12 protein-coding genes are annotated in these 11,051 nt (G+C 68.3%); 5 read left to right on the plus strand and 7 right to left on the minus strand.

Annotated elements, in window-relative coordinates:
• Positions 1-40 precede the first annotated feature (40 nt).
• The 3 genes from VFE83_RS07500 (at position 41) to VFE83_RS07510 (ending at position 4,169) form a co-directional block, all read left to right on the plus strand.
• On the plus strand, positions 41-430 hold the full coding sequence (locus VFE83_RS07500; protein ID WP_324904649.1) for a BlaI/MecI/CopY family transcriptional regulator: 390 nt from the start codon (positions 41-43) through the stop codon (positions 428-430).
• Positions 423-2,336, plus strand: coding sequence for a M56 family metallopeptidase (locus VFE83_RS07505; RefSeq protein ID WP_324904650.1), 1,914 nt, complete (start codon positions 423-425; stop codon positions 2,334-2,336). Before VFE83_RS07500 ends, VFE83_RS07505 begins: the two co-directional genes overlap by 8 nt.
• Before the next feature lie 99 nt (positions 2,337-2,435).
• The gene (locus VFE83_RS07510; protein ID WP_324904652.1) at positions 2,436-4,169 is read left to right on the plus strand and encodes an FAD-dependent oxidoreductase; all 1,734 of its coding nucleotides are present in this window, start codon (positions 2,436-2,438) and stop codon (positions 4,167-4,169) included.
• 144 nt (positions 4,170-4,313) lie between these two features.
• On the opposite strand, the gene VFE83_RS07515 is transcribed toward VFE83_RS07510, so the two are convergent.
• A complete protein-coding gene (locus VFE83_RS07515) occupies positions 4,314-4,580 on the minus strand; it encodes a DksA/TraR family C4-type zinc finger protein (RefSeq protein WP_324904654.1) in 267 nt (88 codons plus the stop codon).
• 256 nt (positions 4,581-4,836) lie between these two features.
• Between VFE83_RS07515 and VFE83_RS07520 the strand changes: the two genes are divergently transcribed.
• On the plus strand, positions 4,837-5,862 hold the full coding sequence (locus VFE83_RS07520) for a tetratricopeptide repeat protein (protein ID WP_324904656.1): 1,026 nt from the start codon (positions 4,837-4,839) through the stop codon (positions 5,860-5,862).
• 99 nt (positions 5,863-5,961) lie between these two features.
• On the plus strand, positions 5,962-6,774 hold the full coding sequence (locus VFE83_RS07525) for a methyltransferase, TIGR04325 family (protein WP_324904658.1): 813 nt from the start codon (positions 5,962-5,964) through the stop codon (positions 6,772-6,774).
• 72 nt (positions 6,775-6,846) lie between these two features.
• Here the strand turns inward: VFE83_RS07525 and VFE83_RS07530 are convergent, their stop codons facing one another.
• The 6 genes from VFE83_RS07530 to VFE83_RS07555 all read right to left on the minus strand — a co-directional run.
• Positions 6,847-7,398 carry a DUF4136 domain-containing protein gene (locus VFE83_RS07530; RefSeq protein ID WP_324904660.1) on the minus strand — a complete coding sequence of 184 codons (552 nt, stop codon included), beginning with the start codon at positions 7,396-7,398 and terminating at the stop codon, positions 6,847-6,849.
• Positions 7,399-7,552: 154 nt separating this feature from the next.
• The gene (locus VFE83_RS07535; RefSeq protein ID WP_324904662.1) at positions 7,553-8,977 is read right to left on the minus strand and encodes a transporter; all 1,425 of its coding nucleotides are present in this window, start codon (positions 8,975-8,977) and stop codon (positions 7,553-7,555) included.
• A gap of 52 nt (positions 8,978-9,029) precedes the next feature.
• On the minus strand, positions 9,030-9,524 hold the full coding sequence (locus VFE83_RS07540; protein ID WP_324904664.1) for a hypothetical protein: 495 nt from the start codon (positions 9,522-9,524) through the stop codon (positions 9,030-9,032).
• A 10-nt stretch (positions 9,525-9,534) separates the two neighbouring features.
• A complete protein-coding gene (locus tag VFE83_RS07545) occupies positions 9,535-10,236 on the minus strand; it encodes a C39 family peptidase (RefSeq protein WP_324904666.1) in 702 nt (233 codons plus the stop codon).
• Complete coding sequence (locus tag VFE83_RS07550) at positions 10,233-10,661, minus strand: hypothetical protein (protein WP_324904667.1); 429 nt, start codon at positions 10,659-10,661, stop codon at positions 10,233-10,235. The genes VFE83_RS07545 and VFE83_RS07550 overlap by 4 nt, the downstream gene beginning before the upstream one ends.
• Positions 10,662-10,795: 134 nt before the next feature.
• Positions 10,796-11,051: hypothetical protein (locus tag VFE83_RS07555; RefSeq protein ID WP_324904669.1), on the minus strand; the 256-nt coding region annotated here is incomplete at its 5' end.

Genomic DNA, 11,051 nt, shown 5'->3' on the forward strand with positions numbered 1-11,051 from the left:
AGATGATCTAGCGTGGCGTCACTGCCCTGCGAGCCGCGCCATGACCCGAGGCAAACCCAGACCTCCGAAACCCACGGCCGCCGAACTGGACCTGTTGCGCCTGGTCTGGCGCCTGGGCCCGTCCACGGTGAAGGACGTGCACCAGGCACGTCTGGCCGAACGCCCGGACGCCACCTACGCGACCGTGCTGCGGCTGATGCAGGTGATGCACGCCAAGGGCCTGCTCACGCGCGACGAGAGCCAGCGCTCGCACGTGTACGCCGCCGCGCACGCGCAGGACGCGCTGCAGACCAACCTGCTGAAGGATCTGATCCAGAAAGCGTTCGCCGGCTCCGGCAAGGCGCTAGTGCTGGCCGCGTTGAACGACCACGTTACCGAGAAGGAACGCGAGGAAATCAGGCGCTTGCTCAGGGAGAACTCCGATGACTGACCCGATGCTCGATACGTTCGCGCAGTTGTCCGCCATCGCGGTGCCAGTGCTTGGCCGCGCGTTGCTGCACTTCGTCTGGCAGGGCGCGCTGATTGGCATGTTCGCCGCGATCGCGCTGCACTGCGCGCGCAACGCGCGTCCACAGGTGCGCTATGCCCTCGCCTGCGTGGCGATGCTCGCCTGCGTGCTGGTGCCGGCTGCGAGCATCGTGTGGCAACTGTCCACTCCGGAACCGGCCACCACGCTCGTGCTGGTCGATGCGCAGGCGTGGCGGACGGATTCACCGGCGGCCTTTGCCGAACCATTGGTGGCATCGGCTTTCGCGCTGGACGCCGCGATGCCATGGATCGTCGCGCTGTGGGCGTCGGGCGCCTTCACCCTGTCGCTGCGCATGGCGATGGGCCTGGTGTGGATCCAGCGCCTTCGCGCAATGCCGCGGCACCCGCAGCAGGCTGCATGGCAGGCACGGCTGGATGCGCTGGTCGAGCGCTTCGGCGAAAAGCGTCGCGTCCTGCTGAAACTGGTCGATTCGCTGGATTCGCCGGTGTCCGCCGGCTGGTGGCGACCGGTGGTGGTGATGCCCGCAGCGCTGCTGTCGCGCATGCCGGCGGACCTGATCGAAGCGTTGCTCGCGCACGAACTGGCTCACGTCCGTCGCCACGACTATCTGGTCAACCTGCTGCAGGGCGTGGCCGAAGCGCTGCTGTTCTACCACCCGGTCACGTGGTGGCTGTCGCGCCGCATCCGCGACGAACGCGAACACATCGCCGACCGTCTGGCGGCCGAAGTGACCGGCCACCCCCGCCGTCTGGCGCTCGCGCTGTGCGAACTGTCCGAACTCACCTCGGCGTCGCAACGGCATACCACGCCCCATCTTGCCCAAGCCGCCCATGGAGGTCCGCTGATGTCCCGTATCGAACAACTCGTCCGCCCCGGACACCGCTCGGCGCGCATCGGCGTCGCGCTGCCGCTGGTCGGCATCGCCGCCGCGTGCCTGGCCTTCTACGCGCATGCGCAGATCGGCCCCGACACGAAGCCGGCCAGCGCCGCACCTGCTGCAACCGTCGCGCCGGCATCTCGTGCAGCGCCTGCAGCCGCTGCCGGCGCGTCCGCTGCGCCCGCGTCGCGGACCGTGGCCTCCGCTCGCTCCAGCAGTCGCGACGAGCGCCTGACCTACGCGCTGATCAGCAAGGACCGCGACGGCATCACCATGTCCGGCTCCACCGACGACCTGCCCGAGATCCGCGCCGCGCGTCGCAGCATGCCCGGCAGCGACTTCGTGTGGTTCCGCCGCAACGGCCAGGCGTACGTGATCTCCGACGCGGACACTATGACGCGCATCCAGGATGCATGGCGCGAGAGCCGCGCTATCGGCGACCGCATGAAGGTGCTGGGCGACCAGATGGAAGTGCACGGCCGCAAGATGGAAGCATTGAGCCGGCAGATGGAGGAGCTGTCTCCCGCCGCATCGGACACCTCGGCCATCGAGGCGACCTCGCGGCGCATGGAGTCGCTGAGCGAGCAGCAGGCCGACCTCGCCGCGAAGCAGGCGCGACTGGCCGCCGACATGGCTCGGGCCAGCGACAGCGAACGCGCCGAGCGCGAAGCCAGCATCGACAAACTGGCCGAGGAGCAGCAGCGGATCGGCGACCTGATGGAAGAACAGGGCCGCCTGATGGAGCAGCAATCCGAGCGCATGCAGGCCAACAGCGCGCCGATGGAAGCGCTGGGACGGCAGATGGACGAAGCCGGCAAGCCGATGGACGCGCTGGGCCGGCAGATGGACGCGCTCGGCAAGGAGCAGAAGAAGATCATCGACGAGGCCGAGCGTCGCACCCAGGACATCATCGATTCCGCGATGGCCCGCGGCTTGGCCCAGCCGTTGCCGCGACTGACGTCGCGCTGATTCTCCAGGCCGTTCGATGCACCGACCGGAGGGGCGCCCATGCGGCGCCCCTTCCTTTTCGGGGTTCCGGCGCCGGCCCTGGCCCCTTCCCGCCCCTGGTTGCGTTCACATTCGACGGAAGCGGCGCGCCTGGCGCGCTCGCACATCTTCGAAGGGGCTGCACATTTGATCGTCGACTTCAGGCAAGCCGCATCGCCGGCGGACATCGAAGCGGACATATGCATCGTCGGCGCCGGCGCGGCGGGACTCGCCATCGCCTGGGCGTTCGTGGGCACGCGCGTGCGCGTCTGCGTGCTCGAAGGCGGCGGACTGGCGGCCGATGAACGCAACCAGGCACTGCTGGAAGGCTCCTCCGTCGGCGTGCCGGAGTTCGACCCGGGCGCGTCGCGGTTGCGGGCCTTTGGTGGCACCTGCAACTACTGGGGCCGCGGCTGCATTCCACTGGCCAACCTCACGCCACGCGACTGGGTGCCGCACAGCGGCTGGCCGATCGCCTACGAGGAACTGGTGCCGCACTACAGGAAGGCACGCACGTTCTGCGGCCTGGACCCGCACGACTTCGGCGAGGACACCTTCCTCACCCCGGCCTCGCGCAAGCCGCTCGCATTCGAGAGCGACGCGCTGGAACACAAGACGTTCGCGACCAGCCCGATGATCTTCGGGCGCGAGTACCACGAAGCCTTCGAACGCGCCGACAACATCACCGTGCTGCTGCACGCCAACCTGCTCTCGATGGAGGCCGTGCCCTCGGGCCGGCACGTGCGCCATGCGTACATCGGCACGCTCGACGGACGCCGCGGACGGGTTCGCGCCGCGCACTACGTGCTGGCCTGCGGCGGCATCGAGAACGCGCGCCTGCTGCTGGCATCCGATTCGGTGGTGCCGCAGGGGCTCGGCAACGAGCACGACCTGGTCGGCCGCTATTTCATGGACCATCCCAGCGGCAAGCTGGGCGCGCTGTTCACGCACCAGCCCGACGTGGTGATCCGCCCGTACGACCGCAACGTGCCCAAGGGCCGTCCGCAGGTGCATCCGGAGATCTGCCTGTCCGAGCAAGCGCAGCGCGAACACCGCATCCTCAGCGGCCGCGTGCGTCCGTTCGCGTTCGAGGAACCCGTTCCCGAAGGACTGCAGGCGCTGCGCGACCTGCGCGCCGCGATGCGTGCGCGACAACGCAACGAGAACTGGGCGATCAAGGCACGCGTGTGCGGTCGTCGCAATGGCGAGCCCGACTACATCGCCAAGGCCATGCCGCCACCGGACGACATCCGCACGCTGACGTTGCGCGCCGGGCTCAATGCCGGCGACATCGCCAAGGCCTTTAGCCGCAAGCTGCGCCGCAAGCCAACGGTCCGGACCGAACGCGTGGACCTGATCGGCTATTTCGAACAGGTGCCCAACCGCGACAGCCGCATCACCCTGGGCGAGGAACGCGATGCACTGGGCATGCGCAAGGTCAGCGTGGACTGGCGCCTGACCGAACTGGACCGCCACACCTATCGCACCGCGGCGAAACTCTTCGGCGGCGAACTCGCACGTGCCTGCAACGGCCGCTTCCAGACCGAAGCCTGGCTGGAGGAAGACGGTGCGGTTCCGCAGGTATTCGGCACTTCGCACCACATGGGCACCACGCGCATGTCCGACGACCCGCGCGACGGCGTGGTGGATCGCGACTGCAAGGTGCACGGCGTGGACAACCTGCACGTCGCCGGCAGCTCGGTGTTTCCCACCGGCAGTTGGGCGTTCCCCACGTTCACCATCGTCGCGCTGAGCCTGCGCCTGGCCGAACAGCTGCGCAGCCGGCTCGAGCAGGCGGCGCCTTTTCTCGTCTGATCGGTAATCCAAACCATCAGGCGGGAAGCAACGCGTTCTTGCTCGCCATCCCCGCGAAGGCGGGGATCCATGGACTTTCAGCGCTTGCCCGATCGATCGGCCGTGCATGCGGATCAGCCGCTGCACGCCGAGGCGGCACGGCACTCAGCGCAGCTGGCTGTCCTTGCTGCCGCGACGGTTGTAACCGCTGAAGCCGGCCTGCTCGCGGTCGTGCGCTTCCTGGCAGGTGATGCACAGGCGCACTCCGGGCACCGCCTTGCGCCGGGCCTCGGGGATTTCGGTATCGCATTCCTCACAGCGCATCAGGCCGGGGCCCGACGGAAGCTGGCTGCGCGCACGCTTGATGGCGTCCTTGATGGTCGCGTCGATCTGGTCCTGAACGGCGCCGTCGCCTGCCCAACCGGTGGCCATGACCGTCTCCTGTACTGACGTAACACGGCAATTCTAGCCAGCCGCCGCTGAACCCCGCGTCCAGTTGTGCCCGCAGCGACATTCCGATGGGTGCACGCGCCGTGCACCGTCGCCGGGACTACACTGCGGCCGAAACCGGTTGCTGTCGGCGGAGGGTTTCGGGATGTTCAGGTGGTCGTTCGCACTGGCGACATTCCTGGCTCTGCATTCCGCGTGCGCCATTGCGCAGCAGGCAGCGCCCCTCCCCGCTCCGCCCGTGCCCGCCGCGCCTTTGACGCCGCCGGAACCGGTGGCGCCAACGCAGGTCATGGCGATGCCGGAAGAACTCCGCACGCGAGTGCAGGCGGACTTCCTGTCGTCACGCATGTCCTCGCATCGCCGGCTCGAGCAGCTGGTCGAGTTCATGTTCGACGCCGACGGCCTGGGCGTGGTCTATCGCGAAGACGCCAACTACACCGTGGCCGAGGTGTACCAGCACCGCGAGGCGAACTGCCTGTCGTTCACCCTGCTGTTCATGGCGATCGCGCGCGAGGCCGGGCTGGAGGTGTATCCGCAGGAGATCGAACAGACGCTTTCCTGGCGGCAGGCCGATGGCACGCTGTACCTGAGCAATCACGTCAACGCCGGCGTGCGCATCGGACCGCGGCAGTTCACGGTCGACGTGGCCGGCGACAACGTCATCGCGCGCGACCCGCCGATGCAGATCACCGAGCAGCGCCTGCTCAGCCATTACTACAACAATCTCGCAGTGGCGCGGCTCGAACAGGCCGACTATCCGGGCGCGCTGTCGCTGATCGCCATCGCGCTGTCGCTGGACCCGCAGTATCCAAGCCACTGGAGCAATGCGGGGGTCATGCGCGTGCGCAATGGCGACCTCGCCGGCGGCGAACAGGCCTACCTGCATGCGCTCAGGCTGGACGCCGGCAACTCGCACGCGCTCTACAACTACGCCGGCCTGCAGCAACGCATCGGCAACCGCACGCGTGAGGTCGAACTGCGCCGTCGCCTGGCGCGCGTGCAGCAGAACGATCCGCTGTACCACTTCCTGCAGGCCGCCGAATACGAGCGCAAGGGCGAGCTGACCCTGGCGATCCGTCACTACCGCATCGCGATCCGTCTGCACGACAAGGAGCACCGCTTCCATGCCGCGCTGGCGAATGCCTATCTGGAAGCCGGCGACGTGCGGCGGGCGGTCAGCGCCCTCGCCCGCGCCCAGACCCTGAGCGACGGCGACACCCGCGCCGCCTACGAGGCCCAGCTGGACCTGCTGCGCGAACGTTGACCGGATTGCACAGCACGCGTCCCCTCCGCGCCGCTAAACGCGTTTGCCTCTTCAAGACGAAGACGGCAGGGGGGATCCCGCGTGCGACACGAAGTCCTGATGACCCGCAAGAAGCTGGTGCGCATCGCGCTGGAAAGCGCGGAGCTGCCCGGGGTGCGGCTGCTCGCGCGGCCGCTGTACCGGCGCATGTTCAGCCGGCCCTACCAGGGCGGCAATGCGTATTACGGTGCCTACGAGTCGCGCGCGCAGGCGCTGGCCGAGGCGCCACGGCTGCCCACCACCTACGACCTGCCCACCACCACGGGCATGTACATGGATCGCCATCGCAGCATCCGCGTCAGCGACTATCCGATGGTGCACTGGCTCTCGCGCATGCTGGCCGAAGGCCGCCATCGCATCTTCGACCTCGGCGGCCACATCGGCGTGACGTACTACGGCTTCCGCCGTTACCTGAGTTATCCGCGCACGATGGAATGGCGCGTGCACGACGTGCCGTCGGTGATCGAGGCCGGACGCGACTGGGCACGACAGAACGATCCGGAAGGCCTGCTGCACTTCGCCGACACACCCGAAGCGGCCGATTCGCACGACGTGCTGATCACCTGCGGCGCGTTGCAGTACCTGGATTACACGCTGCCCGAACTGCTCGGCCGCCTGCGCGAACCGCCGCCGCACGTGCTGGTCAACCTCACGCCCGTGCATCCGCAGCGCGGCTACGTCACGCTGCAGAACATGGGCAAGGCCGTGCTGCCGTATCGCGTGATGGAACGCCGGCAGTTCATCGACGAGATGAAGGCGCTGGGCTACACGCTGGTCGACCAGTGGCAGTCGAAGGAGCGCCACCTGCGCGTGCCGTTCGAACCGGACTGCACGCTGGACCACTACGCGGGCTTCTACTTCCAGCGCGCCTGAAGCGCGTCTTGCGCTGGCCTGCGATCACGGCACGCGGCACGTGCCGTGATCGGGTCAACGAATATCCGCCGGTCACTTCGCCGGCGTGCTGCCCGGCGGGAACGACGCGAACATCTTGTCGATGCCCGCCTGCACCTTCGCGTTGACCTGCTCCGGCGAACTGGGCACCGTGCCGGACGCCGTGCCGCGCCACACGGCCTGCTTGGTCTTCATGTCGAACATGTCCAGCACCAGCGTGCCGACCTGGTAGTTGCGCACGGTGGTCGTGGCCGAACCCATGCCCACGCCACCCCAACGCCCCCAGCCGTAACCGCCCCACGCGGGGCCGCTGTAGAAGGTATCGAGTGTCTGTTCCTGCTGCGTGGCCACGTGACCCGCCAGGCCGATGTCGGCCTGCGCGCCATCGGCTACCTGCCGCCATCCGCGCGAAGCCAGCTGCGCGTCGATCGCTGCGACCGCACGCTGCTGCACCAGCGGCGACGTGCCCTCCGGCTTCTTCAACCAGGCGTAGGTCCGGTAGTTGGAGAACTGCGCCGCCGGGTCGAAGTCGGTGTGCACGGTCGGCGTGCTGGCACAGCCGGCCAGCGCGGCAACCATCACCGCAGCCAGTACGAGTCGTTTCATGAGCTGTCTCCGTCAGGTGGAAGAACCGATGCCACAGTCGTCGGCCTGCGCGCTCCACGATCGAAGGGAGCCCTTGCGCATCGCGTGCTGCGAAATAGCGCGGAGCCCCGTGAAACGGCCGTGAAGGGTTCCAGGACGGGGTGTGTGCGTGCGGTCAGAACGAGATGGGCACGCGCGCGGTCAGTGTCATGTCGGGCGTGTCGCGCGTGACGCCGACGCCCAGCGCGACGTTCAGCGACCATCGATCGCTGAAGCGGTACGTGCCGCCCAGCAGCAATGTGCCCAGCGTGATGCGCACCGCGCCCGGCGCGTTCTGCCCGTTCTGCTGGGTCTTGCCGACCAGGCTGGTGTCGTAGCCCAGGCTGATCGACGCCTTCTCGTTGAGCGCCAAGCCCATGCCGAGATTGAAGCCCCAGATGTCGCCCAGCTGCACGTCGCCCAGCGATTCGGTCTGGCCGTCGAGCACCGTGCGGGTCACGTCGTTGCGTTCGAAGTTGTAGAGGTAGCTGAAGGTGCCGAAGAACACGACCGGATCGGATGGATACAGCCAGGTCACGCCCGGCTGGATCGCCTCGAAGCCGGTGCCGGTGGGCAGCTCCAGCGGCAGGCCGGTGCCGGTGGTGTTCTGCAGGCAACGCTGCACGCAGTCGGTCACGACTTCGAACAGGTCCTTGCCGGTGCGGCTCTTGTACCGCAGCCAGCCGATGTAGAACGCCTTGTCCGGGCCGCCGCGGTTGAGCTGGTAGCGCGCGGTCATCTCCACGTCGCCGATGCCGTCGCCGCGCGCGTTGAACACGCGGTCCTGCGCGCTGCCGGTGAAGATCTCGCGGCTGACGGTGTCGCCGTTGAGGTACACGTACGGCACCTTGGCCTCGAGCTCGAACCTGCCGCCGATGCCCATGCGTCCGGTCAGCGTCGCCACGCCCGACGTCGTCTTGACCTGGCGTACGTCGATCAGGCCGATCAGGATCGCGGGGATCACCGTGTAGCCGACCAGTGCGACGCGATCGTTGGCGGAATAGCCGTACTGCAGCGACGGCTCGAGGATGAACTGCCCGGCCGGCGTGAGCACGCCGGGCTGGTCGAAGATCTGCGCGACTTCCGGCGGACGTGTGGCCGATTCCGGCGCCTGTCCGACCGGCTGCTGGCGTTGCTGTTGTTGCTGCTGCCGTTGTGCCTGCTGCGGCGCAGCCTGCGCTTGGGGCGTCTGCTGCGCCGGCGCCTGCTGGGCCAGCGTCGGCAATACCGTCGACGGGGCGACGCCCGCGCCGCGCTCGGCGGCCAGCCGCTCCTCGTCCAGCGCGTGCTGCAGGTTGGCCACCGCGCGTTCCTGCTCGGCCAGCGAGCGGCGCAGTTCCTCCAGTCGCTGGGTCTGCGCGTTGATCTCGCGCTGCAGGTCGTCCAGGCGCTGCGGATCGTCGCTGCCTGCCGGCGCCGTGGCGGGCGGCGACGCAGCTGCAGATGCGGGCGCGGCGGGACCGATGCCCGGCCAGCGGTCCTGCGCATGGACGATGCCGGCAGCGAGCCACAGGCATGGAACGAGCATCAGGCGTCGTGGCAGCTGCGGCGTCGGGGTCATGCGGCGTCCTGGCGGGGGAGTCCTTCTGGGTACAACGCAGTCCGGCCGGATTTTAGGGCGAGGTCGTTGTCAGCGCGGTATGCAGCGTCGCGGCATCGTTCAGGTCCTGGAACGCGGCGAGTGTGTCCACGCCCACGTTGACGGTGGTCAGCGCGCGGATGTCCTGGCCGTCCAGGGTGTTCTGGATGACCAGTCCATTGAGCCCGCCGACCGGCTCGAAGGTGTTGGCGCCGCCCACCTGCACCACCACGCCTTCGTTGAACCGCGCCAGGTCGTTGGCCTGCTCGGCCGTCATGCGTGCGATGTCCGGGATCTGCACGCGCGTGGTCGCCATCAGTTCGCCGTTGACGTACACGGCCCGTTCGATGCCGAACGAGAGCAGCGTGCCGTCGGCCGTGCTGAAGCCGCCGCGCATCTCGTCCAGCCGTGCCGGATCGATCGCCACCCACCCGGCAAGCAACGGTGCGCGCTGCGGTGGCGCGGCGCAGGCGATGCCGGACACGACGCCCAGCACCAGTGTGGTCAGCAACAGCGGAAGCGTCTTCATGTCCGCCCCCTCAGATATCGCCCGGACTGCGCCGGGGCGTCACGATGTTGTAGAGACTGTCGCGGGCGATGCCCACGTCCAGCGGTGCCGGTGGCGCGGTGCGCCAGTCGCGCTGCGCGTTGAACGTGGCCAGGTCGCGACGATTGTGGATGACGAACAGGATGCGGTTGTCCCACAGCCTCTCGAAGCGCGAGCGCGGCATCGCACGCGTTCCGCGGGCCGGATCGCCCAGCAGCACGCGTCCGTTGCGCAGGCCCTTCACCACCACGAAATGCCGGTAACCGCGATCGTTGAGCAGCACGATCGCCGGCAGGCCTTCCTCGAACAGCTTGTCCAGCGGCTGCTCGAAGCCGTCGGCCTCGAAGCCTTTCGTCCGCAGGAAGCGGCGCATGTCGAGCAGCGAAAAACCGCGCTGGCGGATCTTCGCCTGGTCGCCCAGCTCGTACATGCGCATGAACACTTCCTGTTCGGTCACCGGTACGCCGTACTGGTAGGTCAGCAGCGTCGCCGTCGCGGCCGATCCGCAACTGAAGTCGTACTGCTGCCGCACCGTCGTCTGGAAGCGCGCTTCCTTCAGGCTGGTGACCTTGAGCTGGTAACTGGCGCCCTGCGGCAGGCGCACGTCCATCTGCCCGGCCTGGGCCAGGCCGGTGACCAGGATCCACGCCGTTGCCGTCAGCCATGCCCGGCGCCGGTGGGACTGCGGACTCATGGAGCGGGGTCCGCGAACTTGACGTTGACGATCATCGCGTTCTGGATCAGCACGTTCGCGCCGGTGTTCTGGATCACCGTGGAGATGCCGCTGGCGTTGGCGAACGATCCGGACGTGACCGAGTTGCTGCCGGTCAGCACGTCGTCGGCGATGTTGTCCTCCACGCGGCCGTTCACGAGGATGTCGTTGTCCACGATCTGCGTGCCGCCGCGCATGTCGGCCAGCGTTTCCAGGCCGATGGTGGTGCCCATGCCGGTCTGCCGCTGCTCGGGTTCGGGCGCCACGTACGCCGGCACTTCGACCGGCATGGCCACCGCGGCCGCTTCGAATTGAGGCTGGATGTCCTGCGCGTTGGCCGCGCCCGCGATGCACAGCATCGCCAGGCTGGCCGGACGGAAGTAAGCGATGTAACGGTTCGGTCGCATCTGATGCTCCTTGCCGTGCGTCCCTGTTGCATGCCGGCGGAAGCGTCCCGCCGGCGGACCGGCGGGACATTCCACTCATGCGCGCAAACGACGTACCGGAGGCCGCCAGGCCACCGGCACGTCGCAAGGAGCGTTTACGGGCCTACGGTCAGGTTGGCCTGGACGGTCACGCCCTGCTGGATCAGCGAGGAGAAACCGCTGTTCTGCGCCGCAACCGTGATGCCGGCTGCGCCGCTGGCGGTACCCGTCATCGTGGAGGACATGTCGAACGTGCCCGCATCCACGGTGTTGGTGCCGCCCGAGCCGCCTGCTCCGCCGGTCGCGCCGTTGCCGACGCCGCCGTTGCCGGTGCCGCCGTTGCCCACGCCGCCTTCGCCGCCTGCGCCGCCC

It is taken from the genome of Lysobacter sp., from assembly GCF_035655815.1.
GTDB lineage: Bacteria > Pseudomonadota > Gammaproteobacteria > Xanthomonadales > Xanthomonadaceae > Lysobacter_J.